We start from the raw sequence: 24,440 nt of genomic DNA, 5'->3' as shown, positions 1-24,440 counted from the left end.
GAGAGGGAAGCGCTGACCGGTTAGCCGATGCCCTGGCGGTCCGCCTCCAGGGCGAAGGCCCGGTCCGCGGCCGCCGGCACCGCGCGCTCCACCAGCTCGACCAGGAGCGCGCGGTGTCGCAGCAGCGGCTCACGGCGCTCGTCGGGCACCATCGACAGGAGGTCGTCGAGTCCCGCCAGCATCCGCCGCGACACCTGCGGACTCGTCCCGGCGGCGCCCCTGATCTCGGCGAAGCCCAGATCGACCAGATCCGTCCACTCCGGCACGTCCTGCACCAGCCGCACCGGCCCGCGGCCGTCGCGCCCCTCGCGGTACTCCACGGCGCCCAGCGGCCGGTGGGCGAGCGCCGCCAGGAACTGCACGATCCGGTCCAGGCACTGCACGGCGGTCGTCGGGTCGTTGACGGCCGGTGACAGTGCCCGCAGCCCGATGTCCGAGAGCTGCCGCAGTCCGAAGCCGAGGTCCTGGTGGAAGGTCCGCTCGATCCCCACCGACACGGAGATCCCGAGCCCCTTCGGCACCGCCCCGCCGTGCACCGCGAGGACCGGGGTTCCGGGGACCACGAAGTCCCCGGTCCGCGGCAGCAGCCGCAGCACGAGACCGTGCCGCCGCGCGACCCGCACGAACCGCACCACGTTCACGTCCCGCAGCACCCCGGCCCGGCCCCGGTGGACCACGTGCCCGGTCACCGGCCCGAGGTCGCCGCCCCCGCCCTCGTACCAGGGCATCTTCGCCAGCACCCGGAACGACTCCTGGGTGATCCGGTCCACCACGTGTCCCACCCGCATCAGGCGCAGCGTCGAGTTCACGTACGCCACGAAGAGCAGCAGGCTGAGCCCGACGAGCGCCAGCGTCACGATCGACTGCACCAGCGGCACGCTCGTCACGTATCGCGGGTCGGTCTCGCTCTCGTACGAGGTGAGCACGAGCAGCGACAGCACGAACGTGGCGAGGAAGACCGAGAAGGTCGCCTTGGTGATCCGGCTGCGGATGAAGATCCGCACCACCCGGGGGCTGAACTGTCCGCTCGCCATCTGCACCGCGACCAGCGAGATGGAGAAGACGACACCGATGAAGGTCATCATCGCCGAGCTGACGGTGGTCACCACGGTCTTCGCGTCCTCGGCGATCCCGACGAGGTCGCCCAGCGCCTCGTACTCGCCCTCCTCCCGGAGCGCGTCGACGATCGCCCGGTCGGTCCCGTCGCAGAGCCACCACACCAGGACGACCAGGGCCATGGTGGCGACGGGGGCGAACCAGAAGGTGTCCCGGAGGTGCTCCCGCAGCGGGGAGAGCATCCGCGGCCGGGGATAGCGGGCGGTGCGGGGCGGCAGCGGAGGAAGCGGAGGAAGCTGGCTCACCTCGCGCAGGCTAGCCCGCCGCCGCCTCCACTCCGTGTACGCGGACGGCGACACCCTGTACGCCCGCCCGGACGACGGGACCGGGTCCCGCCCGGCTTCGCGGAGCACTCGGGGACGGGTCGGGGACGGGCCGGGGGCGGAGGGGCGGCCACGCCGCACTGACCACGGGAAACGCTGGTGAAAGCCACCTCGAACCCCTGGTAGAGTTATCCATGTCGCCGCGGGGAACACCCGGGGCGGCGAGACACCTGGTCCGGGTGGCGGAATGGCAGACGCGCTAGCTTGAGGTGCTAGTGCCCTTTATCGGGCGTGGGGGTTCAAGTCCCCCCTCGGACACAAGACGGAAGGGCCCCGACGGATGTCGGGGTCCTTCCGCGTTTGCGCGTCCCGTCGCCGCGGGCCGGGCGGCCTTCGCGGGCGCGGGTCACCACACGAAGATCGGCCCGGTGTTGTGGAGCGCGACCAGGACGCTGCCGATGCCGAGGACCCACAGGGCGACGGTGCCGGCCAGCAGACCCGTGGCCGCCGGTATCCGGCCGCTGCGTCCGCGCAGCTGCGCCACGGTCCAGCCGCAGGCCGCGCCGGCCAGCGGCAGTCCCGCCAGCAGCATGGCCGCCCGCTCCAGCGCGAGCCTGGCCTCGTGGTTGCCCTGCCAGTCGGTGGTGCTCTTGTGCTCCAGCGCGCTCTGCGCGGCGGCCCACAGCCCGGCCGCGAGGGGCAGCAGCAGGACGGCGGACAGGACGAGGAGCGTCACGAGCCGCCGCCTCGTCCGGCGCTGCCCGGCCTGCGCCGGGGGCGGCGTGCGGGGCCGGGTGCCGGGCCGCGTCCGGTTCGGTGTCATCCCGGCATCATGATCGAGGCGGCGCCTCGTGGTCCAGGCCTTTGCGTGCCACCACCAGCCGGCACCGCGGGCTGCCGTCGTCCCGTACGCCGAGGGACCGGACCGGCAGCAGTTCCACCGTGAAGCCGGCGCCCTCCAGGCGGGCGCGGACGTCGGCGAGCCGGAAGGTCCGGTAGTACATGACGAAGGGCGGTCGCCACACAGCGTTGCGCACCCGCATGACCGCGTCGAAGCCCCACAGCATCCAGTACGGGGCGGAGCCCACGCGCGGTGGTGCCGGGAGCGGGAAGGCGAAGGTGCCGCCGGGCCGCAGGGCGGCGTGGACCTGGGCGAAGAGGGTGCGCTGCTCGGCGGGCAGGAAGTGCCCGAAGGCGCCGAAGCTGACGGCCAGGTCGAAGACGGGGGCGAAGGGCAGGGCCAGGGCGTCGGCCCGGACGAGGGTCGCGGTGGGGTGGGCGCGGCGGGCCTCGGCGAGCATCCCGTCGCTGAAGTCGACCCCGGCGGTCCGGCCCGCGCACACCGAGCCCAGCACCGAGAGCCCCGCGCCGGTGCCGCAGCAGACGTCCAGACCCGAGTCGAAGGGGCCGAGCGGCTCCAGGGTGTCCGCGACCGCCGTCAGGAGGCGGTCGGAGGTGCGGAACGGCGTGGCGTCGAACTTCGCGGCGAGCAGGTCGTAGCCGTGCTCGACGGAGGACAGCGCCTGACGGGTCAGTTCGCGGAGCGTGGGGCCCTCGGGGGAGAACATGCCCCCGACCCTACGGCTCGCGCGCGCCCGCTCACAGCGCGCTGCTCACCTGCGGCGGCACGCTCCACGCCGGGGCGGTGCCGGTCAGCTGGCAGATCAGCAGATAGAGGGGGATGGGCGGGGTGTAGGGGGAGCCGCCGTCGGGGTGGTGGACGAGCCGTGGCCGGCGGTCCGGGATCACCGCGCCGGGCGCGTAGCAGGCGGGGAGCGGCCAGGTGAGGTCGAGGTCGGAGCCGGCCGGTACCAGCCACCACCACCAGTCGGCGTCGGCGTAGACGCAGCCCTTGGCGGGCAGCCGGGACAGGATGCGGAAGCCGTAGCGGGCGGGGACGCCGACGGCGTCGCAGCCCAGGGTGGCCGGGAGGTCGACGGGCACGGGGAGCCGGGTCACGCCGACGGGGGAGGAGGGGTTTCCGGAGGGTGCGGAGGCGTTCTCGCGGCTCTTGCGGGCGCGCGGGACGAGCAGCGTCGCCATCGACCTCAGCACGGCTCTCCCATGCCGTGCGCGAGTTCCGCCCAGACGATCTGCGCCGTTCCGTGGCCGGTGCGGTCCGCGCCCCAGGCGACGCACAGGGCGTCGACCAGGATCAGTCCGCGGCCGCGCTCCTCCTCGCCGCAGTCGCGGATGCGCGGGCCCGCGGGGCCGCCCTCGTCGCGCACGGCTATCCGCAGGCGCTCCTCGCCCTCGCGCAGTTCGCAGACGACGCGTCCGCTGGCGGTGTGCACGACGGCGTTGGTGACCAGTTCGGAGACGACGAGGGCGACGGTGTCGCGTATGTCGGGGTCGCAGCCCCAGAGGATGAGGCGTTCCTCGGCGAGTCTGCGGGCGCGGGCGACGGACTCGGTGCGCGCGGGCAGTTCGAAGGCGAAGCGGCGGAACTCGGCGTGCGGCCGTGGGCGCTGGGTCATGACGCGGGCGCTCATGAGACCTGAGGAGTGCGCGTTACCAGAAGCCACGACCGGATCCTCACAACTGTGGGCAGGAGTGCCGTACGCATGCCGGCGCGGCGAAGCGCACGACGGGATGCGTACTGGTTCACCGGAATACTGTGCTCCCGACTCGGACACTTGGCAAGTGGCACTCTGAAAATTGCAGAGTGCGGTGTTCTCTCTGGACGGGCGTCGTGGCACACTCGTCGAAACAGCGCGTCGGGGAGGTCTGAAGAGTGAGCGAGCCGCGGTCCGCCCCCACGGTGGGACAGGTCGTCCTCGGCAGGCGTCTGCAGGATCTGCGTGAGCGGGCCGGCCTCAAGCGGGAAGAGGCCGCCAAGATCCTCCGGGTGGCTCCGGCCACGATCCGGCGCATGGAGACCGCCGAAGTCGCGCTGAAGATTCCCTACGTCCAGCTCCTGCTCAAGGCGTACGGCGTCACGGACTCCGAGGCGGAGGGCTTCGTCGCCCTCGCGGAGGAGGCCAACCTCCCCGGCTGGTGGCAGCGGTTCCACGACGTGCTGCCCAGCTGGTTCTCCATGTACGTCAGCCTGGAGGGGGCCGCGAGCCTCATCCGGGCCTACGAGCCCCAGTTCGTCCCCGGTCTGCTGCAGACCGAGGACTACGCCCGCGCCATCCTGCGCAGCGGGGCCGTCGGCGTCGGCAGCGCCAAGGACGCGGCCGAGGAGACCGAGCGCCATGTAGCCCTCCGCATGGAGCGCCAGTCCCTGCTCACCAGGGAGGACGCGCCCAAGTTCTGGGTGATCATGGACGAGACCGTCTTCCGCCGACCGGTCGGCGACGGGCCGGAAGTGATGCGCGACCAGCTCGACCGGCTGCTCGAAGCGTCGGAGCTGCCGAACGTCACCTTGCAGATCGCGGAGTACGCGTCCGGCCACCACCCCGGCACCTACGGACCGTTCGTCCTCTTCCGCTTCGCCATGCCCGAACTCCCGGACATGGTCTACAGCGAGTACCTGACCGGCGCCGTCTACCTCGACGCGCGCCCCGAGGTGGCCTCCCACCTCGAGGTCATGGACCGCATGGCGGCCCAGGCCGCGACTGCACAACGCACGAAGGAGATCCTCCGGGATCTCCGCAAGGAGCTGTGAATGGATCGCATATACAACGGCATGCCCGCCGCCGAGCTCGGTGCCGAGGGATGGCACAAGCCGTGGAGCGGCGGGAACGGGGGCAACTGCGTGGAGGCCATGAAGCTGGCCGACGGCAGGGTCGCCGTGCGACAGTCCGCAGACCCTGAAGGACCCGCGCTCATCTACACCCACGGCGAGATCGCCGCGTTCATCCAGGGGGCCAAATCCGGCCAGGCTGACTTCCTGCTCACCTGACCCTTCCGCCCCGCCCCGTCCGTCGCGTAACTCTTGCTGTCAGCACCACCGTTCGTCCGCCGCCGAGGAGAGCCGATGACCAGCCAGGAACCCGCCGCGTCCCCGCGCGGCGAGATACGCATCGACACCAGCAAGCCGCACCCCGCGCGCATGTACGACTGGTTCCTGGGCGGCAAGGACAACTACCCGGTGGACGAGGAGATGGCCCGTCAGCTCCTCACCGTCGACGCCCGGGGCCGGGACATGGCCCGCGTCAACCGGGCCTTCATGCACCGCGCCATCCGCTGGCTCAGCGCCCACGGCGTACGCCAGTACCTGGACGTCGGCACCGGGATCCCGACCGAGCCCAACCTGCACCAGATCGCGCAGGAGGCGGCGCCGGAGTCCCGGATCGTCTACTGCGACAACGACCCGATCGTGCTCGCGCACGCCGCCGCGCTGCTGCGCTCGACCCCGGAAGGGGCCACCGAGTACATCCAGGCGGACGCCCGCGACCCCGAGGTCATCCTCGAAAGGGCCGGAAAGGTCCTTGATTTCGACCGGCCCATCGCCCTGTCGATGCTCGCCCTCCTGCACTTCGTGGGCGACGAGGACGGCGCCTACGACCTGGTCGCCAAGATCGTCGACAAGCTCGCCCCGGGCAGCTACCTCGTCCTCTCGCACGTCACCGGGGACTTCGACCCCGAGGGCGCGGCGAAGGCCGCCGCCATGTACAAGGCGCGCGGCCTGACCCTGCGCCCGCGCTCGCGCGAGGAGCTGGCGGCCTTCTTCGACGGCCTCGAACTCGTCGAGCCGGGCGTGTCCCTGACCGCCGAGTGGCACCCGGAGCTGGGCGAGCCCGTGCCGGTCCAGGGCGACGAACCGATCCCCGGCTGGGCGGCGGTCGGCCGCAAGCGCTGACCCGTCACCCGTACGACGAGGGAGGCCCCCGCCGGCGCACCGGCGGGGGCCTCCCTCGTCGAGACACCTCCTACGGCTGGACCAGCGTCACCAGGAAGCGCTGCGCCCGGCCGACGTTCCCGGCGGCGTCGACCGTGCGGTACTCGACCGTGTGGGTGCCGTAGTCCGGGGTGGCGTCGTCCCACGGCACCGCGCGGCTCCGGCCCAGCTTGCCGTACACGAGGTCGTCGATCACCGTGCCCGAGGGCGAGAAGAGGAACGGGGCGCCGGCGTCCGTCGGCCAGCCGTAGTACGTGTACCAGCCGTCGCCGTCCACCCGGAACTGGCTCACCACGGCGCCGTCCTGGTCGTCCCGGGCGGTCAGCCGCATGGTGAACGGGCCGTCGTAGACGTACTCCACGGGCTGCCCCGGCCGCCGGACCGTGCGCAGCGGCGGCGACAGCTCGTACGACACGGAGGCGGCCAGCGCGTCGACCGTCCACCTCAACTCCCGCTCCGTGCCGGCTATCCGGGCTGTCAGGGAGTGCGTGCCGGGGGCCAGGCGCAGTGAACGCAGGTCCAGATCACGGTCGTTGCCCGGGTTGGACACCGGCCGGCCGTCCAGCGACCAGGTCACGGCCGGCACCTGGCGGGCGGGATGGGTCGTGTCGGCGTACACCACCGAACGGGCGCCCACGGGAGCCGTGGTCGCCGTGTGGCCGGTGAACGCCACGGGCGTGGTGTCCTCGGGCGTGCCGAGCGCCGGGTTCACCGTCCAGCTCACCGTACGGGTCAGGGCCGCCGAGCCGCGCACCGTCGGGTCGCGGACGAACGGCGTGGGATCGGTGACCGTCGCCGTCAGCGCGTACGTACGCCCGGGGGAGAGGCCCAGGGTGCGCAGGTCGACCGTACGGGCGCCGCCCGTCGTCAGCGGACGGCCGTCGAGCCGCCATTCCACGGCCAGTTCACCGCCCACCGGGTGCAGCGTGTCCACCCACACCGTGCGGTCCGCCCCGAGCGGCCGCTCGGTGGGCGTGTGGTCCTGCACCAGGTTCACCTTCGCGGAGATCGCCCGCACCATCACCTCGCGCTCGACCTGGTCGAAGGCGTAGCCGAGGGTCTTCATGATCGAGTGCCGGCTCGGCCGCCACACGCCCTTCGTGCTGTACAGGCCGCCCTCGTGGCGGCCGATGACCCCACCGGACTCGCTCTCCTCGCCCAGCCAGCGCCACCACTTGGCCCGCTGGTCCCGCATCTGCTGCTCCGTCAGGAGCGTGTGGTGGACGGAGGACGGTTCACCGCCGCCGTAGGCGCCGCCCGGCACCCCGCGCGCGTAGTAGTCGTACTCGTCCTGCAGGTTGCCCAGGGAATGGCCTATCTCGTGCGGGGTGATGAGCGCCGAGAGCGCGTTGCCGCCGGACGCGGTCGCGTAACTGCCGCCAGCGCCACCGTAGGTGGAGCTGTTCGCGAGGGCCACGATCTGCCGGTTGGCGCTGCTCGTGCCCGGCACCAGGTCGGCGGCCGCGGCGGCCTTGCGGCCGTCCACCGTGAGGAGACGCTGCACGCTGTCCGGATTGCAGCCGCCCCAGAAGCCCATGTCGAGGGCGGTGTCACGGGCCGGGGCGTCCAGAGACGGATCGCAGTCCACGCCCGACTCGTTCGACGGCAGCTCCACCGCCCACACGTTGATGTACGAGCGGTACGAGGCGAACGGCTCGATGCTCCACAGCATGCTCAGGTGCCGCTCCACGTCCGCCCGGAACCGGGGCAGCTCCGCGGCCGTGTAGCCGTCGCCCATGAGCACCAGGTTGAACCGCTTGTCCGCCGGCCCGGTCGTCTGGACCGGAACGACCGCCGCCCCGGTCACCTCGCCGGCCGCCGTACTGCCGACGGCCGAGGATCCCGTGCTCACCAGACCCGCGGCCAGCAGACAGGCCGCGGCGAGCCGGGCAACTCCTCTTCGCACACCCCTGCGTCGCAGTGAAGTCATGGGGCGCGAGCCTAGGCCGCGCCCCCGACCCCGTAAAGATGTTCGTCAGCCGTCCATGTCAGCGACGCAGATACGCAAGCCCCGCGTGCTCGGCCGTGTATCCGTCGACCAGCCGGCGGGCCACCGTCACCGAGTCGACCAGCGGGTGCAGCGCGAAGGCCTTCACCGCCGTCTCCCGCGAACCGCTCTCCGCGGCGGCCAGCACCTCGCGCTCCACCGCCTTCACCGCCGTGACCAGACCCACCGCGTGGTACGGCAGCGGATCCACGGACACCGGATGGGCGCCGGCCGCGTCGACGAAGCACGGCACCTCGATCACCGCGTCTGCGTCGAGCACCGAAAGGGTGTGCCGGTTGCGGACGTTGAGGATCAGCGTGGCCCGCTCGTTGCGCGCGATGGCCCGCATCAGGGCCAGCGCCACCTTCTCGTAGCCGCCCGACTCCAGGTCCGCCTCGTCGCGCTCGCCGACCCCGGCCGCCTCCCGGTTGTGCGCCATGTAGGTCGCCTCGCGGTCGGCGAGGACCCGGTGCCAGGTGTCCAGGGGCGGAGTGTCCGGCTTGCCCATCTCCTCGTAGAAACCGGCCTGCTGGTCGAGCAGATAGGCCCCGCGGGTCCGCTCCGCCTCGCGGTAGGCGCGGACCGCCTCGCGGTTGAAGTAGTAGTAGTGCAGGTACTCGTTGGGGACCGCGCCGAGCGAGCGCAGCCACTCCGTCCCGAAGAGCCTGCCCTCCTCGAACGAGCCGAGCAGCGCGTCGTCCTCGAAGAGCCGCGGCAGTATGTCATGTCCGCCGACCTTCAACCCGCGCAGCCAGCCCAGGTGGTTGAGGCCCACGTAGTCGATCCACGCCTCGTCCGGCGCCGCGCCGAGCACCCGCGCCACCCGGCGGCCCAGACCCACCGGCGAGTCGCAGATGCCGACCACCCGGTCGCCGAGGATCCGCGACATCGCCTCGGTGACCATCCCCGCCGGATTGGTGAAGTTGATGACCCAGGCGTCCGGGGCGAGTTCGGCGATCCGGCGCGCGACGTGCGTCACCACGGGCAGCGTCCGCAGCCCGTACGCGATGCCGCCCGCGCCCACCGTCTCCTGGCCGAGCACGCCCTCCGCCAGCGCGATCCGCTCGTCGGCGGCCCGGCCCGCGAGCCCGCCCACCCGGATGGCCGAGAACACGAAGTCCGCCCCGCGCAGCGCCTCGTCGAGATCGGTCGTCGCGGTCACCACCGGCGCGTCCGCCACGCCCTCGCCCTGCTCGGCGAGCACCCGGGCGATCGCCGACAGCCGCGCCGCGTCCGGATCGAACAGCGTGACATGGGTGACCCGCCCCTCGGCGTGGTCACCGAGCAGGGCGCCGTACACCAGCGGCACCCGGAATCCGCCGCCTCCGAGAATCGTCAGTCTCATGCCCGTACGCTACTCGGATGCAGGTACTGAGCAGCAGGATTCTGCTCCGCCCGACCGATCCCGAGCGCTCCCGGCGCTTCTACGGCGAGACCCTCGGCCTCGCCGTCTACCGCGAGTTCGGCACCGGCCCCGACCGCGGCACCGTCTACTTCCTCGGCGGCGGCTTCCTCGAACTCTCCGGCCGCGCCGCCGCCCCGCCGCCGGAGCCCGGGATCCGGCTCTGGCTCCAGGTCGCGGACGTCCACGCGGCCCACGAGGAACTGCGCGGCAAGGACGTGACGGTGCTGCGCGAGCCGGTCACCGAACCCTGGGGCCTCGTCGAGATGTGGCTCGCCGACCCGGACGGCGTACGGATCGCCGTGGTGGAGGTCCCGGCGGACCACCCGCTGCGGTACCGGCCGTGAGCTCGCGGTGGCCGGACCCCCGCTGATCCTTCAAGATCACTTGTGTGCAGAATGTCCGCATGGCGAACACGAGCATGCCCAAGAAGGCAGTGATCGAGGACGCCGGGGACATCAGCCACACGCTGGCCCTGGCCTTCGACGACGACCCGATGATGCGCTGGTTCTTCCCCGAGGACGCCTCCCGCGAGGCCACCCTCGGCCGCTACTTCTCGACCCTCTTCACCCGCCAGTACCTGCTCAACGGCGTGTGCGAGCGCACCGACGCCGCGGCCGCCTTCTGGGTGCCCACGGAGGCGCAGGAGAAGGCGGTGCCCGACGCGGACACCATCCAGGAGCTCATCGGCATCCTGGGCGACCGGGCCGGCCTCTTCAAGGAGGCCGTCGAGACGGCCGCCGAGCACACGCCGAGCGAACCCCACTGGTCGCTCGCCCTCATCGGCGCCGCGCCCGCCGCCCAGGGCAAGGGGCAGGGCGCCGCGCTGCTCCGCTCCGGCCTCGCCCAGGCCGACGCGGCGGGACAGGCGGTCTACCTGGAGTCCTCCAAGGCCGCCAACCTCCCGGTGTACGAGCACTTCGGCTTCACCGTGCGCGAGGAGTTCGCGCTGCCGGGCGGCGGCCCGGTGCTGTGGGGGATGTGGCGCGACCCGCGCTGATCCCCGCGCCGGAACCGGCATCACCGGTCCCGGCACCCAGGGCCGTCCCGGCACCCCGGGCGGTCCCGGCACCTCGGTGGGGCGGGCGGCGGCGGGCACGCGACAATGGGCACATGTCCCGACGCAAGGCCCGCCCCGCCCGCCCCTCCGGCTCCGCACGCACCGCCCGCCCGGCCGGTTCCGCCGCTTCCGGCCGTACGACCGGGTCGGCCTCCTCCGGCCGTACGACCGGGTCGGCCTCCTCCGGCCGTCCGCGGACCGCCGCCGTGCCGGCCGTCACCGCCGACTCGCCGTGCCCGTGCGGACTGCCGGCGGCCTACGGCGCGTGCTGCGGCCGCTTCCACGCCGGGCCGGAGACCGCGCCCACCGCCGAACTGCTCATGCGCTCCCGCTACAGCGCGTTCGTCGTCCGCGACGAGCCCTACCTGCTGCGCACCTGGGCACCGGAGACCCGGCCCGCCGACGTCGACTTCGACCCGGAGCTGCGGTGGACGGGGCTGGAGATCGAGGAGACCGGCGACGGCACGGCCTTCCACCAGCGCGGCACCGTGACCTTCCGGGCCCGCTTCACGCACGCCGGCGCGCCGGGCGCGCTCCACGAACGCAGCCGGTTCACCCGGCACGAAGGTGCGTGGGTGTACGTGGACGGCGACTTCCTCGACTGATCCGCGGCCGCGACGGGGCCGCGGGACCCGCGGAGCCGGCGGGCTTCACCGGCTCTGCCTCCCGGAGCGCCGCTCACCGGGCCACCGCTCCCACCGGCTCCCGCTCGCTCCGCGGCAGGCCCTGCGCCAGGTCCTCCGCGATCAGCTTCTTCGCGATGGCGTCCGTCGCCGCCCGCAGCTCGGGGCCGCTGGGCCGGCCGCGCTCCTGCTCGATGCGGTCGCTGAGCCAGTCGCCCCACGCCTTGGTGATGACGTCGGCCTCCCGCTTGCCGGCGGGGGTGTGCGACAGCAGGTTGCCGTGCCGGGTGAGGAAGCCCTCGTCGACCATCCGGTCGAAGACCGGCAGCAGCACCTCCGGCGGGACCCGCCGCCCCGCCGAGATCAGCCCCAGGCTGGCGTGGCCGACCAGCCGGGTGAACAGCTCCACCTGCATGACCGCCCACGCGCCCGCGATGTCGAGCCGGGTGTCGGAGGCGTCGACGATCCGCCGGGCGGTGTCCAGGTCGGTCCTGCGGATGATCCGGCCGACGGAGAGTTCGAGCAACTTGGCCGAGTCGCCGGTGGCGGTGGGCGAGGCGAAGCCGTCGCCCATGTCGGGCGCGGAAGCGCGGGCCGTGTCGCGGAGCGTCACCTGCTTCAGGAACAGCGCCACGACGAAGCCCACCGCCGCCACCGGCACGGTCCACAGGAAGACGGTGTGCAGCGTGTCCGCGTAGGCCTGCACGATGGGCTCCGCCACCCGGTCGGGCAGCCCGTGGACCCCGGCCGGGCTCTGCGCGGCGCCGGGCAGGGCCGCCGGGTTCAGCCCGAGGCCCGCAGCGACCTTCGAGGCCTCGCCGACGCCCTCCGCGAGGTTGGGCTTGAGGGAGTTGGCGTAGATGGTGCCGAAGACGGCGGTGCCGAAGGAGCTGCCGAGCGTACGGAAGAAGGTGACGCCCGAGGTGGCGGTGCCGAGGTCCGCGTAGTCGACGGTGTTCTGCACGGCGATGGTGAGCACCTGCATGCACAGGCCGATGCCGACGCCGAGCACGAACATGTACAGCGACTCCAGCCACGTGCTGGTGTCCGGGCCCATCAGCGACAGCAGGTAGAGACCGAGGCCCATCACCAGGCAGCCGAGGATCGGGAAGATCCGGTACCGGCCGGTCTTGCTGACGACGTTGCCGCTGAAGATCGACGCGATGAGCAGGCCCACGACCATCGGCAGCGTGCGGATGCCGGAGATCGTCGCCGAGTCCCCGTCCACGTACTGCAGGTACGTCGGCAGGAAGGTCATCGCCCCGAGCATCGCGAAGCCCACGACGAAGCTGAGCACCGAGCACACGGTGAAGACCGGGTTGCGGAACAGCCGCATGGGCAGCATGGGTTCGGCCGCCCGGGTCTCCACCCAGCAGAAGGCCGCGAGGGCGAGCAGCCCGCCGGCGAAGAGGCCGATGATGACGCCGGAGCCCCACGCGTACTCGTTGCCTCCCCAACTCGTCGCCAGGATCAGCGCGCTGGAGCCGACGGCGACCAGCGCGATGCCCATGTAGTCGATGACCGGACGGCTCGCGGACCGTACGGAGGGGATCGTGCGGGCGGCCGCGATCACGACCAGGATCGCGATCGGCACGTTCACGTAGAACGCCCAGCGCCAGCTCAGATGGTCGGTGAACAGGCCGCCGAGCAGGGGTCCGATGACGGTCGACACGCCGAACACGGCGCCGATCGCGCCCTGGTACTTGCCGCGTTCGCGCAGCGGGATCACGTCGGCGATCAGCGCCATCGAGGTGACCATCAGACCGCCGGCACCGATGCCCTGCAGACCGCGCCACACGATGAGCAGCGTCATGTTGGTCGCGAGACCGCACAGGAACGAGCCGGTGATGAAGACGACCGCCGAGATCTGGAAGACGACCTTGCGGCCGAACAGGTCGCCGAACTTGCCGACGAGGACGGTCGCGACGGTCTCCGCGAGCAGGTACGAGGTGACCACCCAGGACATGTGGGCGGCGCCGCCGAGGTCCGACACGATCGTCGGCAGGGCGGTGCCCACGATCGTCTGGTCGAGCGCGGCGAGGAGGACGCCGAGCATGATCGTGCCGAAGACGATGTTGCGACGGCGGCTGTCGAGCACCGGCGGCTCGGCGGCGGCGGGCGCGGGCGCTGCTTCGCTGGTGGTGGTCACTCTCGCAGGGTCACACCGGTGGCGGTGTCCCGCATGTGGGGTACGCCCGAACCGGTGTGGTGCGGTGCGGTGCGGTGCGGTGCGGTGCGGTGCGCGGCCGTGCGGTGTCGTGCCCGGCCGTGCTGTGCGGTGCGGGCCGGGTGCCGCGTGGTGCGCGGCCCTGCGGTCGCGTGCCCGTCGGTCGCCGCGTCAGCAGTCCGGGCGCACCGGCAGCTTCGGGTGGTGCTTGGCCAGGATCTTGTTGGCCCGGGCGAGCGCGGCCAGCGCGTGCTCCCGGTCCGCCCGGTCCTCCGCGCACAGCGGTCCCCGGAAGCGGTAGACCTCGCGCGCCGCGCAGTCGGCGTCGACCTCGGCCTGGAGCACGTGCAGCGGCAGGCAGGATCCGATCAGCGCGGCGACGCGGTCGGGGATCGGTACGGGGACGAGGGTCGAGGGCGAGGCGATCACGGTCGGTCCTTGTGGGGCTCGAGGGCGGCGAGAGGGTTTCTCTCGTCCGTACGTACTTCCATACGTACCGGATGGGGGTGCCGGTTCGATGCAGGCCCCGTCACCGCCGGGCAACACCCGCGGCCCGCCCTCGGCGAGGCGTGCGGGAGGCCCCGCCGGTCCGCCGGACGTTCCCGCAGGTGCGACCGGGTCCCCCGGTCCGGTCGAGCGTCAGTCCGTCGAACGAGAGGGCGGGAAATGGCCGTTGCCGCCAAACCTGGTGTGGGGCATCTCACGTCGGACCCGAGGCGGAACGATCTCCGTACGGCCCGGGAGGAGGCCGCGGAACCACGAGCGGAGCTACGAGAGGATCTCGCCGAGGTCGTACGAGACCGGCTCCTCCAACTGCCCGTAGCCGCAGGACTCCGGCGTCCGGTCCGGGCGCCAGCGCTTGAACTGGGCCGTGTGCCGGAAGCGGTCGCCCTCCATGTGGTCGTAACCCACCTCGCAGACCCGCTCGGGCCGCAGCGCCACCCAGGACAGGTCCTTCTTCCCTGACCAGCGACTGGGCGCGCCCGGCAGCCGCGAGGCCTCGTGCGCCGCCGCGTCCGCCCAGGCGGCCCACGGATGTTTCGAGGGCGGGTCCATGACCAGCGGGGCCAGCTCCTCGATCAGCTCGGCGCGGCGCCTGGCGGTGAAGGCCGCGCACACGCCGACGTGCTGGAGGGCGCCGCGGTCGTCGTACAGGCCGAGCAGCAGGGAGCCGACCACGGGCCCGCTCTTGTGGAACCGGTATCCGGCCACGACGACGTCGGCCGTGCGCTCGTGCTTGATCTTGTACATGAGGCGTTCGTCCGGGCGGTACGGCAGGTCGAGGGGCTTGGCGATCACGCCGTCGAGGCCGGCGCCCTCGTACTGCTCGAACCAGCTCGCGGCCAGTTCCGCGTCCGTCGTGGCGGGTGCGACGTGGACCGGGGGAGTGACACCGGCGAGCGCCGTCTCCAGGTGCGTGCGCCGCTCGGTGAGCGGGGTGTCCAGGAAGGCCTCGTCGCCGAGGGCGAGCAGGTCGAAGGCCACGAACCGGGCGGGCGTCGTCTCCGCCAGCATCCGCACCCGCGAGTCGGCCGGGTGGATCCGCTCGGTGAGCCGGTCGAAGTCGAGCCGGCCGCCGTGCTCGATGACGATCTCGCCGTCGACGACACAGCGTTCCGGAAGACGGGCGAGGAACGCGTCGACCAGCTCGGGGAAGTAGCGGGTCAGCGGCTTGCCCGTGCGGCTGCCGATGAAGACCTCCGCGCCGTCACGGTGCACCAGGGCGCGGAAGCCGTCCCACTTGGCCTCGTACTGCATGCCGGGCGGGATCTTCTTGACGGCCTTCGCCAGCATCGGTTTCACGGGCGGCATCACCGGCAGGTCCATGGCGCGAGTCTAGGAGTCCTGTGGTGATTCGTCCCGATATGCGCGTCATGTGAGGCCGACCTAGGCTGACCGGCATGGCAGGCAAGGCGGCAGCGGTGGAGCTCGAGGTCGGTGACCGGACCGTGAAGGTGTCCAATCCGGACAAGGTGTACTTCCCCGAGACCGGTTACACCAAGCTCGACATGGTCTCCTACTACCTGGCGGTCGGCGACGGCATCACCCGCGCGCTCCGCGACCGGCCCACGACCCTGGAGCGCTATCCGGACGGCGTGACGGGCGAGTCCTTCTTCCAGAAGCGCGCGCCCAAGTACCTGCCGGACTGGATCCCGACGGCCCACATCACCTTCCCCAGCGGCCGCTCGGCCGACGAGATGTGCCCCACCGAACCGGCCGCCGTGCTGTGGGCGGCCAATCTCGGCGCCGTCACCTTCCATCCCTGGCCGGTACGCCGTGAGGACACCGACCACCCCGACGAACTGCGCCTCGACCTCGACCCCCAGCCCGGCACCGACTACGCCGATGCCGTCCGCGCCGCCCACGAACTGCGTGCCGTCCTGGACGAGCACGGGCTGCGCGGCTGGCCCAAGACCTCTGGCGGGCGAGGCCTCCACGTCTTCGTGCCGATCCTGCCCGAGTGGACGTTCACCCAGGTGAGACGGGCCGCCATCGCCTGCGGCCGGGAGCTGGAGCGGCGGATGCCGGACCGGGTCACCATCAAGTGGTGGAAGGAGGAGCGCGGCGAGCGGATCTTCCTCGACTACAACCAGACCGCCCGCGACCGCACCATCGCCTCCGCCTACTCCGTCCGTCCCCGGCCGCACGCGCCCGTCTCGGCGCCACTGCGCTGGGAGGAGGTCGACGACGCCGTGCCGCGGGACTTCGACATCCGCTCGATGCCGGGCCGGTACGCCGAACTCGGGGACGTGCACGGGGACATGGACGACCAGCGCTTCAGCCTGGAGTCGCTGCTCGAACTCGCCCGCAGGGACGAGGCCGACCACGGGCTCGGTGATCTGCCCTATCCGCCGGAGTACCCGAAGATGCCGGGCGAACCGAAGCGGGTGCAGCCGAGCCGGGCGAAGAAGGAGTAGCCGGCGGGGCACCGGGTGGCCTCCGCTCGGCGGGGCCGTACTCGCACCCAAAAACAACACGAACGGTCGTGCTAATATTTTCTCGTATCGAGGACGACCGAGGAGATCCGGCATGTTTCCGAAGGCCCTGCTGGTCCGCACGACGCTGAACACCGCCGCGTACATCGCTCCCGCCCTCGCCGGGCGGGCCGTCTTCCACCTCTTCGTCCGGCCCGCCGGCCGCGCCCGCGTCAAACCTGCCGAGGAGCCGCTCATGGCCGCCGCCCGGGTCGGCCGGATCCGCGTCGGCGAGAAGGAGGCGGTCACCTACGCGTGGGGAGACGGGCGGCGGCCCGTGCTGCTGGTCCACGGCTGGTCCTCGCGCGCCTCGCGCCTCGCCGCCTTCGCCGAGGCCCTGCTCGACCGGGGCTACAGCCCCGTCGCCTTCGACGCGCCCGGCCACGGCGACGCGCCGGGCCGGGCCAGCAACATCGTCGAGTACCGTGCGATCATCCGTGAACTGCACGCTCTGTACGGCGACTTCGACGCCGTCGTCGCGCATTCCTTCGGTGTCAGCGCGGCCCTCTTCGCACTGCGCGACGGGGTGCGCGCCGGGCGCTTCGTCGGGATCTCGGGAGTGGGCTCGTTCGCGATGCTCACCGCCTGGTTCCGGGGCGCCTTCGGGATGGGCGAGCGCGCGATGGGGGCGATGCGCCGCCATGTCGAGCGCCGGCTCGCCCCAGGAGAGCCGGGCATCTGGGAGCACCTGGAGGCCGCGTGGCGCCCTGAGGACCTCGACGTGCCCGTGCTGCTCTTCCATGACGAGGCCGACGAGATGGTGCCGCTCCCGCACGCGCACGTCCTCGCCGAGGCGCACGGCGAGCGTGCTCGCCTGGTCGTCACCCGAGGCCTCGGCCACCGAAGGATTCTGAGCGACCCTCAGATCGTCGCGCAGACGGTCGAGTTCGTGACGGCCGAGCGGCAGAAGGCGGTCGCCGCCCGCTGAAGTGACGCGGCCAGTACCCTTTCCGTCTTTTCTGTCCTTCCGTCCTTTCAGTCCTTCGGGGCCGCCGGGGCGTCGATCTCGGCCCGTGCCCGGTCGGTCGCCTCGGCGCGCAGCCGCCGGGCGATTCCCCGCTCGGCCCGCGCGTAGGCGGAGGGGTCGCCGAGGAGTACGGACTGGGCGTTGGCCGACTCCATGAGGGCGATGATCTCGAACGCGAGCTGCGGCGCGTCGACGTCCTCGACGAAGCCGCCCGCGGCCCGGCCCTCCTCCACGGCCCGCTCCACGTACGCGACCCAGTCGCGGCGGGCCTGCGCGACGGCGTCGTGCACCGGGCCCGTCCGCGCGTCGTACTCCGCGGAGACCGCGTAGAAGAAGCAGCCGCCCTGGAACACCCGCTCGGAGGAGTACGCCAGCCAGTTCCGGCACAGCGCCCACACCCGGCCGGGGCCCGGCGGCAGGTCCGCCAGCGGCGTGACGACCTGGCGTGCGAAGACGGCGGTGGCCGCCCGGACCGTCGCGAGCTGGAGCTCCTCCTTGGAGCCGAACAGTGCGAAGACCCCGCTCTTGCTCAGCTTCAGCTCGGTGGCGATCCGCCCGAGCGACAGTCCCTCCAGGCCCTCGACGGACGCGATGTCCATCGTGCGGCCCAGGACGAGCCGCCGGGTCTGGTTGCCGCGCTCGACGCGCCCGTCCGTCTTCGTGCTGCCTGTCATGCACCCATCGTACTGTCCGCACGACCGTGCGGACAGTTGTCCGGCCCGGTGCGCGCCGGTCCTACGCCTCCGGGACCCGCCGCTCGCCGGGCGGGAGCAGCAGCACCTCCAAGGCCCTGGCGCAGGCCCGTACCTGGGGAAGCAGGCGGTCGAGCCGGGTGCCGGAGAGCGCCGGAGGAGCGGCCCACAGCGCCAGCGCGAAGCGCGCGCGGTCCGAGCGGTCGAGGACGGGCACGGCGAGGGTGCGCACGCCCCGGCACGGATCGTCGTCCAGGGCGTGGCCGCGCTCCCGTACGAGCGCCGACTCGCCGTCCGGCGGAGCGGGTTCACCGTCCCCGGGCCAGGCGAGCAGGACCCTGCCGGGCGCCGTCGAGCGTAGCGGGCGCCGCAGGCCCGCCTTCGGCGTGACCGTGCCGCCCGCCACGATCACCGCGTGGGCCCCGCTGCGCAGGGCCAGCGCCGCGGTGGTCCCGGTGCGTTCGGAGAGGTCGCGCAGCTCGGGGGCGGCCAGGTGCAGTCCGCGCTGGTGGTACGACAGCCGGCCGAGCTCCGTGACGGCCGGGCCGAGCCGGTAGCGCGCGGTGCGCGCGTCCTGCTCCAGGAAACCGGCCGCGAGCAGGGTCCTGGCCAGCCGGTGCGCGGTGGACGTCGACAGACCGAGCCGGCGCGCGAGGTCGGACGCGGTCGGGTCGGGGCCGTTGTCGTGGAAACAGTGCAGGACGTCCAGGGCCCGGCGGACGGCCTGCGCCCCCGCGGGCGGCCCGGCGGGGGCCGGCGCCGGCACGGAGGCGGACAGGGACGCGGGGGCGGGCTGGGCCTGGGCGGTCATGACGTCACGCTGCCACATGACGGGAGGGCGTCCGGCCGGGATCCGGCGCCGGAAACACACCGTTCACGAGCCGTCCCACGCGGTGGGAGCCGATGGGGACGTCGGCGGGCCGTCGGGCGAGCTCGACGACGGTGAGCGAGGTCGGCGGGCGGGAGGGGAAATGGCCGAAAACGGCGGCCTGGGCGCCCCGGCGCGCCGTGTTGACGGCTTTCGCGAAGCACGTTGATCGGACGTTGATGGCGCGTTTAGGGCGCCGGACCAGCCTGGTTCCCATGCAGACCGACACCATGCCCTCAGCCCCGCAGACCCTCCTGGCCGACGACCTCTCCTGGCAGCAGGACGCGCTGTGCGCCCAGGCCGGGCCGGAGTTCTTCTTCCCGGCGCCCGGCTCCTCGACCCGTGAGGCCAAGCTGCTGTGCGGGGCCTGCGAGGGGCGTGTCGCCTGCCTGGAGTACGCGCTGGCGCACGACGAGCGCTTCGGCGTGTGGGGCGGGCTCTCGGAGAAGGAGCGGATCCGGCTCAAGCGTCGCCGGGGCTGACCGCCCCGGCACAGCCGGGCTCCGGCGCTCCGCTTGGTACCCCGGCAGAGCCTGGCTCCGGCGCCCCGCTTGGTACCCCGGCACAGCCGGGCTCCAGCGCCCCGCTCGGTACCCCGGCACGGCGGAAGTCCGCCCCTCGCTCAGGTGTCCCGGCCGCCCCTGGCCTCGCCCGCCGCCGGCGACGGCGCCCGGCCGGTTCAGCCCGAGGCCCGGGCCGCCATCCGCGCCTTGCGTGCCGCCAGTCGCTCGTCGAACTTGCGCGCCTCGCTGTCCAGGCCGTTCATGTACAGGCCCAGCTCCTCCTGGGCGCGCAGCCCGTCCGGGCCGAGGCCCTCGATCTGGAGGACCTTGAGGAAGCGGAGGACCGGCTGGAGCACGTCGTCGTGGTGGATGCGCAGGTTGTAGATCTCGCCGATCGCCATCTGGGCCGCCGCGCGCTCGAAGCCGGGCATGCCGTGGCCGGGCATCCGGAAGCCGACGACCACGTCCCGCACCGCCTGCATGGTGAGGTCCGGGGCGATCTCGAAGGCCGCTCCCAGCAGGTTGCGGTAGAAGATCATGTGCAGGTTCTCGTCCAGCGCGATGCGGGCGAGCATCCGGTCGCACACCGGGTCGCCGGACTGGTGGCCGGTGTTGCGGTGGGAGATGCGGGTGGCGAGCTCCTGGAAGGCCACGTACGCGACCGAGTGCAGCATCGAGTGCCGGTTGTCGGACTCGAATCCCTCGCTCATGTGTGCCATGCGGAAACGTTCCAGCTCGTCCGGGTCCACCGCGCGCGAGGCCAGCAGGTAGTCGCGCATGACGATGCCGTGCCGGCCCTCCTCCGCGGTCCAGCGGTGCACCCAGGTGCCCCAGGCGCCGTCCCGGCCGAAGAGGGTGGCGATCTCGTGGTGGTAGCTCGGGAGGTTGTCCTCGGTGAGCAGGTTCACCACGAGCGCGATCCGGCCGACGTCGGTGACCTTCGACTGAGAGCGGTCCCAGGCCTCGCCGTCCTCGAAGAAGCCGGGGAAGTTCCGGCCGTCGGACCAGGGCACGTACTCGTGCGGCATCCAGTCCTTGGTGACCTTCAGGTGCCGCTCGAGCTCCTTCTCCACGACCTCTTCCAGGGCGTAAAGGAGCCGCGCGTCGGTCCACCCTGTCGAGCTGCCGAGGTGGGGAGAAGTGAGCGTCACGGGGAACTCCTGGGGGCGGAGAAGGGCATACGGAACTACCTACGGATTCGTAGGTTACGAGACCGTAGGTTAAAGGCCCCATAAGGCGGCGGCCAAGCCCGTCTCGGCGATGTCCGGTTACGTTCGGTTATGTGACCGGGTCACGCGGCGCGTGCCGGGGGCGCGGGAGACCCAGGTCACGCGCCGGTGCGCCCCCGGTCCGGCCGCGCCGGGGTGCCCGGGCGGCTACTCAGAGCAGATGGTCGGCGGCCCCCGCCTTCACGGCGGAGATCAGGGCCCGCAGCGCCTCGACGGAGTCGGTGACGTACGCGTCGGGGGTCAGCGTCGAGCCGATGTAGGCGCGGCCCGTGCCGTCGAGGCCGAAGCGGAAGCAGTTGGCGCCCTCGCTGCAGAACGCCTCGTTCCAGGTGATGTCCCGGGGCGCGGCGGTGTCGTGGGTGGCGTTCATGTGGAGGTCCCTCACAGGTCCTGGGCGATGGTGCGGATGAGGTCGCGGGAGGCGGACCGCGGCAGCGCGAGTCCGCGCAGCCGCTCCAACAGGCCGCGATAGCGGCGCAGTTGCATGTCCGTGTCGAGCAGTATCGAGCCGTGGGAGGAGTCGAGCTGCACGGTGTCGAGCTGCGGGACGGGCGCGGACGCATAGGTGAACGACTGGCCGGCCCCGGGGAAACCGCCCGCGGTGAACGGGATGACCCGCACGGTGATCGTCTCCCGCTCCGAGCGCTCCAGGATGTGCTCCAGCTGGTCCCGCGCGACCTTCGGGCCGCCGAACCGCATGCGCAGCGCGGCCTCGTGGATCACCGCCTCGTACCGCGTCGGCCGGTCGCGGTCGAGCACGTCCTGGCGGCGCAGCCGCAGTGCCAGCCGGGCTTCCAGGTCCCGCTCCGGCAGTGAGGGCACGGCGGTGTCGAACACCGCCCGCGCGTGCTCCTCGGTCTGCAGCAGCCCGGGGATGTGCGTGGTCACCGAGGTGACCAACTCCTGCGCGTGGAATTCGAGTTCGGCGATGTCGAGCAGGGCGGGCGGCAGCAGTCCGCGGTGCTGCTCCCACCAGCCGCGGTCCCGCTCCTGGGCCATGGCGGCGAGGAGGTCGACCAGACCGGCGTCCGGGCAGCCGTAGTTGAAGGCCAGGGTGCGGACCCGCTCGGGACTGATGCCGAAGCGGCCGGACTCGATGTGCGGAATGCGGGTCCGGTCGACGCCCAGGAGGGCCGCGGCCTGCTGGACGGACATGCCGGACTGCTCGCGCAGCTTGCGCAGTTCCTGCCCGAGGCGCTGCTGGCGCGCGGTCGGGGTGCTCCTGGGTGGCACGGTCGATCTCCCCCTTCGGCTCCGGGTGAATCCCGGAGAAATGGCCGGAACCGCATAAGTGCCAGCGAGTACTGGCAAGTAGTAGCACTGTGCTCCGGTTCTACGCTACGGTCGGTAGCGCCAGTCTCACACGGGGCTATCGCTTTCGGCTGTGAGCACCCCCACACCACAGGAAATGTGAGCAGAACCTGATGAAGGGCGCATTGCGTTGCCTTCCGGCCGCTCGAGCCGCGGCCGGACCCGTACCTCCCGCCACCGAGAACCTCAGCTATTCGATCCTCTTACCCGGAGGCGCCTACTGTGCCGGACTCGCCCGCGAGAACGTCCGGACCCTGCTGACCCGCCACGGCCTCGCCGAACTCGTCGACACCGCCGTGCTGGCCGCCTCGGAGCTGGTCTCCGCCGCGTACCGCTTCACTCCCGACCACGAGATGATCCTGCGGGTGCGCTGGCAGTACGAAGCGCTGCGCATCGTGCTGTACGACCAGCACCCGGCGCACGACACACCCGCCGCCGCCGAGGAATGCCGCGACCGCCGCAGCCGCAGCATGTGGCTGCTGGCCGCGGCGGTCGGGGAGCACGGCGGCGACTGGGGCCTCGCCCCCGTCCTCACGCCGGGCGGCGGCACCAAGTCCTGGGCCCTGCTCCACCGCTAGCGGTGTGACCCCACGCGGGTGATCGCCGCCGGCGGCAACGCGGTCCGAGGATCCGCGTCCCCCGAGTCCTCCTCCCGAGGGGCGTACGCCGACGGATCCTCCACCCGCACGGCCTCGGCCGTCGTCGGCCGCAGCTCACCGTCGAGCCGCAGCCAGCGGGTGATCCCCAGCGACTCCAGGAACGGCACGTCGTGGCTCACCACGACCAGCGCCCCATCGTAGGCGTCGAGCGCGGAGGTCAGGCTGCGCACCGACGCCAGGTCCAGGTTGTTCGTCGGCTCGTCGAGCAGCAGCAGCTGCGGAGCGGGTTCGGCGAGGAGCAGCGCGGCCAGCGTCGCGCGGAACCGCTCGCCGCCCGACAGCGTCCCCGCCGGCCGGTCGGCCCGGGCGCCCCGGAACAGGAACCGGGCGAGCCGCGCCCTGATCTCGTTGACCGTGGCCCCCGGCGCGAACCGGGCGACGTTCTCCACCACGCTCCGCTCGTCGTCCAGCACGTCGAGACGCTGCGGCAGGAAGCGCATCGGAACCCGTACCGCGGCCTCGCCCGCGACCGGCGCGAGCTCACCCGCGATCGTGCGCAGCAAGGTCGTCTTCCCGGCCCCGTTCCGGCCGAGGAGTGCCACCCGCTCGGGCCCCCGCAGCTCGAACTCCCCGCCGACCCGCGCCCCGTACGGCAGCTCCAGGTCGCGCAGCAGCAGCACGTCCCGCCCCGGGTGCACCGTGGTGCGCGGCAGCTCGATGCGGATCTCGTCGTCGTCCCGTACCGCCTCCACGGCCGCGTCGAGGCGCGAGCGCGCCTCGGCCAGCCGGTCGGCGTGCAGGGCGCGGTGCTTGCCCGACGACACCTCGGCCGCCGCCCGGCGGTTGTTGGCGACGATCTTCGGGACGACCTTGTTCTCGTAACTCTTCTGCGCGTAGCGCCTGCGCCGGGCCAACTTGGCGTGCGCCTCCTGGAGTTCGCGCTTCTGGCGCTGGACGTCGGCCTCGGCGACCCGGACCATCCGCTCGGCGGCCTCCTGTTCGGCCGCGAGCGCGGCCCGGTAGTCCGACCAGGCACCGCCGTACCAGGTGACCTCGCCCTCCCGGAGGTCCGCGATCTGGTCGACCCGCTCCAGGAGTTCACGGTCGTGACTGACCACGACCAGGACTCCCGACCAGGCGTCCACCGCCTCGTAGAGCCGGCGCCGCGCGTGCAGGTCCAGGTTGTTGGTCGGCTCGTCGAGCAGCAGCACCTCGGGCCGGGCGAGCAGCAGCGCGGCGAGCCGCAGCAGCACGGACTCGCCGCCCGAGATCTCGCCGATCGTGCGGTCGAGGCCGATGTGCCCGAGACCGAGCTGGTCGAGCACGGCCAGCGCCCGCTCCTCCACGTCCCAGTCGTCGCCGACCGCCGCGAAGTGTTCCTCGGCGGTGTCGCCCGACTCGATGGCGTGGAGGGCGGCCCGGGTCGTGTCGATGCCGAGGACCTGGTCGACCCGCAGCCCGGTGTTCAGGACCAGGTTCTGCGGGAGGTAACCCACCTCGCCGGCGATGCGGACGGTGCCGGCCGAGGGCGTGAGCTCGCCGGCGATCAGCTTGAGCAGGGTCGACTTGCCGGAGCCGTTGAGACCGACCAGGCCGGTCCGGCCGGGGCCGACCGCCAGCCGGAAGTCGTCGAGGACGGCGGTCCCGTCGGGCCAGGAGAAGGACAGGGACGTACAGGTGATGAAGGTGGGGCGGGTCGCCATGGAAGCCTCCCGGGTTGCGATGCGTGGTCAGGGGCAACGCGTGAGACACCGGGACGCGGGCGGAAGCCGGATCGGTCCGGAAGGGGCCGGTAAGGACGGCCGGGGAGGACCGGTACGGGGCAGCGCTCGTACGCCGAGGTCGAGGACGGCACACGCGGCGGCGGGGCGGCACGCGCGGCACGGTGTCTC

26 protein-coding genes and 1 tRNA gene are annotated in these 24,440 nt (G+C 72.5%); 11 read left to right on the top strand and 16 right to left on the bottom strand.

Features of this window, described 5'->3' with window-relative positions; translation table 11 throughout:
- Positions 1–20 precede the first annotated feature (20 nt).
- Positions 21–1,298 (bottom strand): DUF2254 domain-containing protein, encoded by a 1,278-nt coding sequence (locus ACFWJO_RS01040; RefSeq protein WP_384412451.1) that lies wholly within the window; start codon positions 1,296–1,298, stop codon positions 21–23.
- A gap of 314 nt (positions 1,299–1,612) precedes the next feature.
- Here ACFWJO_RS01040 and ACFWJO_RS01035 point away from each other — a divergent pair.
- Positions 1,613–1,697: transfer RNA gene (locus ACFWJO_RS01035), tRNA-Leu, on the top strand.
- An 88-nt stretch (positions 1,698–1,785) separates the two neighbouring features.
- Here the strand turns inward: ACFWJO_RS01035 and ACFWJO_RS01030 are convergent.
- From ACFWJO_RS01030 to ACFWJO_RS01015, 4 genes are read right to left on the bottom strand one after another with little or no spacing between them, the layout of a single operon-like run.
- Positions 1,786–2,202, bottom strand: coding sequence for a hypothetical protein (locus ACFWJO_RS01030; RefSeq protein ID WP_386862711.1), 417 nt, complete (start codon positions 2,200–2,202; stop codon positions 1,786–1,788).
- Between the two features lie 7 nt (positions 2,203–2,209).
- Positions 2,210–2,947, bottom strand: coding sequence for a class I SAM-dependent methyltransferase (locus tag ACFWJO_RS01025; protein WP_386862710.1), 738 nt, complete (start codon positions 2,945–2,947; stop codon positions 2,210–2,212).
- Positions 2,948–2,978: 31 nt separating this feature from the next.
- Positions 2,979–3,422: a hypothetical protein gene (locus tag ACFWJO_RS01020; protein WP_386862842.1), complete on the bottom strand. Its 444-nt coding sequence runs from the start codon at positions 3,420–3,422 to the stop codon at positions 2,979–2,981.
- 5 nt (positions 3,423–3,427) lie between these two features.
- Positions 3,428–3,856, bottom strand: coding sequence for an ATP-binding protein (locus ACFWJO_RS01015; RefSeq protein ID WP_386862841.1), 429 nt, complete (start codon positions 3,854–3,856; stop codon positions 3,428–3,430).
- A 257-nt stretch (positions 3,857–4,113) separates the two neighbouring features.
- Between ACFWJO_RS01015 and ACFWJO_RS01010 the strand changes: the two genes are divergently transcribed.
- From ACFWJO_RS01010 to ACFWJO_RS01000, 3 genes are all read left to right on the top strand, one after another.
- The gene (locus tag ACFWJO_RS01010) at positions 4,114–4,989 is read left to right on the top strand and encodes a helix-turn-helix domain-containing protein (protein WP_386862709.1); all 876 of its coding nucleotides are present in this window, start codon (positions 4,114–4,116) and stop codon (positions 4,987–4,989) included.
- The gene (locus tag ACFWJO_RS01005) at positions 4,990–5,226 is read left to right on the top strand and encodes a DUF397 domain-containing protein (protein ID WP_015037566.1); all 237 of its coding nucleotides are present in this window, start codon (positions 4,990–4,992) and stop codon (positions 5,224–5,226) included.
- A gap of 75 nt (positions 5,227–5,301) precedes the next feature.
- Entirely contained in the window at positions 5,302–6,126 is an 825-nt protein-coding gene (locus tag ACFWJO_RS01000; protein ID WP_386862708.1) for an SAM-dependent methyltransferase, read from the top strand.
- 70 nt (positions 6,127–6,196) lie between these two features.
- Here ACFWJO_RS01000 and ACFWJO_RS00995 read toward each other — a convergent pair whose 3' ends face one another.
- Positions 6,197–8,095, bottom strand: coding sequence for a M64 family metallopeptidase (locus ACFWJO_RS00995; RefSeq protein ID WP_386862707.1), 1,899 nt, complete (start codon positions 8,093–8,095; stop codon positions 6,197–6,199).
- Positions 8,096–8,153: 58 nt separating this feature from the next.
- Positions 8,154–9,497: a 6-phospho-beta-glucosidase gene (locus ACFWJO_RS00990; RefSeq protein WP_386862706.1), complete on the bottom strand. Its 1,344-nt coding sequence runs from the start codon at positions 9,495–9,497 to the stop codon at positions 8,154–8,156.
- Positions 9,498–9,514: 17 nt separating this feature from the next.
- On the opposite strand from ACFWJO_RS00990, the gene ACFWJO_RS00985 reads away from it, so the two are divergent.
- The 3 genes from ACFWJO_RS00985 (at position 9,515) to ACFWJO_RS00975 (ending at position 11,219) form a co-directional block, all read left to right on the top strand.
- The gene (locus tag ACFWJO_RS00985) at positions 9,515–9,901 is read left to right on the top strand and encodes a VOC family protein (protein WP_386862705.1); all 387 of its coding nucleotides are present in this window, start codon (positions 9,515–9,517) and stop codon (positions 9,899–9,901) included.
- A 59-nt stretch (positions 9,902–9,960) separates the two neighbouring features.
- A complete protein-coding gene (locus ACFWJO_RS00980; protein ID WP_386862704.1) occupies positions 9,961–10,554 on the top strand; it encodes a GNAT family N-acetyltransferase in 594 nt (197 codons plus the stop codon).
- 113 nt (positions 10,555–10,667) lie between these two features.
- Positions 10,668–11,219, top strand: coding sequence for a YchJ family protein (locus ACFWJO_RS00975; RefSeq protein WP_386862703.1), 552 nt, complete (start codon positions 10,668–10,670; stop codon positions 11,217–11,219).
- A gap of 73 nt (positions 11,220–11,292) precedes the next feature.
- On the opposite strand, the gene ACFWJO_RS00970 is transcribed toward ACFWJO_RS00975, so the two are convergent.
- The 3 genes from ACFWJO_RS00970 to ACFWJO_RS00960 all read right to left on the bottom strand — a co-directional run bounded on the left by ACFWJO_RS00970 (position 11,293) and on the right by ACFWJO_RS00960 (position 15,231).
- On the bottom strand, positions 11,293–13,386 hold the full coding sequence (locus ACFWJO_RS00970) for an MDR family MFS transporter (protein WP_386862702.1): 2,094 nt from the start codon (positions 13,384–13,386) through the stop codon (positions 11,293–11,295).
- A gap of 189 nt (positions 13,387–13,575) precedes the next feature.
- Complete coding sequence (locus ACFWJO_RS00965) at positions 13,576–13,830, bottom strand: hypothetical protein (RefSeq protein ID WP_384412459.1); 255 nt, start codon at positions 13,828–13,830, stop codon at positions 13,576–13,578.
- 342 nt (positions 13,831–14,172) lie between these two features.
- Positions 14,173–15,231 carry an ATP-dependent DNA ligase gene (locus ACFWJO_RS00960; protein WP_386862701.1) on the bottom strand — a complete coding sequence of 353 codons (1,059 nt, stop codon included), beginning with the start codon at positions 15,229–15,231 and terminating at the stop codon, positions 14,173–14,175.
- Positions 15,232–15,305: 74 nt separating this feature from the next.
- On the opposite strand from ACFWJO_RS00960, the gene ligD reads away from it, so the two are divergent.
- Positions 15,306–16,322 (top strand): non-homologous end-joining DNA ligase, encoded by a 1,017-nt coding sequence (gene ligD, locus ACFWJO_RS00955; protein ID WP_386862700.1) that lies wholly within the window; start codon positions 15,306–15,308, stop codon positions 16,320–16,322.
- A gap of 112 nt (positions 16,323–16,434) precedes the next feature.
- A complete protein-coding gene (locus ACFWJO_RS00950) occupies positions 16,435–17,307 on the top strand; it encodes an alpha/beta hydrolase (RefSeq protein WP_386862699.1) in 873 nt (290 codons plus the stop codon).
- 47 nt (positions 17,308–17,354) lie between these two features.
- On the opposite strand, the gene ACFWJO_RS00945 is transcribed toward ACFWJO_RS00950, so the two are convergent.
- A complete protein-coding gene (locus tag ACFWJO_RS00945; RefSeq protein WP_386862698.1) occupies positions 17,355–18,020 on the bottom strand; it encodes a TetR/AcrR family transcriptional regulator in 666 nt (221 codons plus the stop codon).
- 61 nt (positions 18,021–18,081) lie between these two features.
- Positions 18,082–18,804, bottom strand: coding sequence for an IclR family transcriptional regulator (locus ACFWJO_RS00940; RefSeq protein ID WP_386862840.1), 723 nt, complete (start codon positions 18,802–18,804; stop codon positions 18,082–18,084).
- A gap of 317 nt (positions 18,805–19,121) precedes the next feature.
- Here ACFWJO_RS00940 and ACFWJO_RS00935 point away from each other — a divergent pair, with 317 nt between their 5' ends.
- Complete coding sequence (locus ACFWJO_RS00935; RefSeq protein WP_384412355.1) at positions 19,122–19,388, top strand: WhiB family transcriptional regulator; 267 nt, start codon at positions 19,122–19,124, stop codon at positions 19,386–19,388.
- 197 nt (positions 19,389–19,585) lie between these two features.
- Here the strand turns inward: ACFWJO_RS00935 and ACFWJO_RS00930 are convergent, their stop codons facing one another.
- The 3 genes from ACFWJO_RS00930 to ACFWJO_RS00920 form a co-directional block, all read right to left on the bottom strand.
- The gene (locus ACFWJO_RS00930; protein ID WP_386862697.1) at positions 19,586–20,560 is read right to left on the bottom strand and encodes an acyl-ACP desaturase; all 975 of its coding nucleotides are present in this window, start codon (positions 20,558–20,560) and stop codon (positions 19,586–19,588) included.
- 229 nt (positions 20,561–20,789) lie between these two features.
- Positions 20,790–21,008 (bottom strand): hypothetical protein, encoded by a 219-nt coding sequence (locus tag ACFWJO_RS00925; RefSeq protein WP_386862696.1) that lies wholly within the window; start codon positions 21,006–21,008, stop codon positions 20,790–20,792.
- An 11-nt stretch (positions 21,009–21,019) separates the two neighbouring features.
- Complete coding sequence (locus ACFWJO_RS00920) at positions 21,020–21,871, bottom strand: helix-turn-helix domain-containing protein (protein WP_386862695.1); 852 nt, start codon at positions 21,869–21,871, stop codon at positions 21,020–21,022.
- Positions 21,872–22,062: 191 nt separating this feature from the next.
- On the opposite strand from ACFWJO_RS00920, the gene ACFWJO_RS00915 reads away from it, so the two are divergent.
- Complete coding sequence (locus ACFWJO_RS00915) at positions 22,063–22,527, top strand: ATP-binding protein (RefSeq protein WP_386862694.1); 465 nt, start codon at positions 22,063–22,065, stop codon at positions 22,525–22,527.
- Here ACFWJO_RS00915 and ACFWJO_RS00910 read toward each other — a convergent pair.
- A complete protein-coding gene (locus ACFWJO_RS00910; RefSeq protein WP_386862693.1) occupies positions 22,524–24,251 on the bottom strand; it encodes an ABC-F family ATP-binding cassette domain-containing protein in 1,728 nt (575 codons plus the stop codon). The genes ACFWJO_RS00915 and ACFWJO_RS00910 overlap by 4 nt on opposite strands.
- Positions 24,252–24,440 lie beyond the last annotated feature (189 nt).

It is taken from the genome of Streptomyces sp. NPDC127092, from assembly GCF_042722475.1.
Classification (GTDB): domain Bacteria; phylum Actinomycetota; class Actinomycetes; order Streptomycetales; family Streptomycetaceae; genus Streptomyces.
The sequence above is the reverse complement of the archived record's forward strand: the minus strand, read 5'-3'. Positions and strand labels throughout refer to the sequence as shown.